1 protein-coding gene is annotated in these 795 nt (G+C 72.1%); it reads right to left on the minus strand.

Annotated elements, in window-relative coordinates; genetic code table 11:
* Positions 1-795: methyl-accepting chemotaxis protein (locus FUT87_RS17390; RefSeq protein WP_222617187.1), on the minus strand; the 795-nt coding region annotated here is incomplete at both ends.

Genomic DNA, 795 nt, shown 5'->3' on the forward strand with positions numbered 1-795 from the left:
CCAGGATGTTGGTCTGGAACGCGATCCCGTCGATGGTGCCGATGATGTCGGCGATGCGGCGGCTGCTCTCGTCGATGCCGCGCATCGTGTCGACGAAGCGCGCCACCACCGCGCCGCCGCGCTGCGCCACCTCGCTGGCCGAGCGCGCCAGGCGATCGGCCTGCTGCGCGTTCTCCGAGGTCTGATGCACCGTCTCGCCGAGCTCGGTCATCGTCGCCGCCGTCTGCTCCAGCGCGCTGGCCTGTTCCTCGGTGCGCTGGCTCAAGTCGCTGTTGCCCATGGCGATCTGCGCGCTGGCGCTGGCCACCGACTCGCTGCCCTGGCGCACGCCGCCCACCACCTGGCGCAGGCTCAGCTGCATCGCATGCAGCGCCGCGATCAGGCTGCGCTGGTCACCGGGACGCACGCGGATGTCTCCGCTGAGGTCGCCCTCGGCGACCTGCCGCACCAGCCGGGCCGCCTCGGCCGGATCGCCGCCCAGCAGGCGCCGCACATGCCCCAGCAGCAGCAGCGCCAGGCCGACGGCCACCAGCACCGACACCAGCGTCAGCGACACGCTCCAGCCGTGTCCGGCCGCGTAGTCCGCCTCCGCGTCCTTGCGCGACTGCTCGCTGCCGGCGGCGTTGTAGTCGGCGCTGCGCTCGATCGCCCGCACCCAGGCGTTGAAGCTGCTGCGCGACTCGGCGCGGAAGAAGGCTCGCGCCTCCGCGTCGGAGTTCTCGCCGCGCGACAGGTGCAGCAGCTTCTCCTGCGCCTTGAAATAGGTGTCGCGCGCGGCGACCACCTCGGCATAGA

Source organism: Mitsuaria sp. TWR114 (assembly GCF_007997345.1).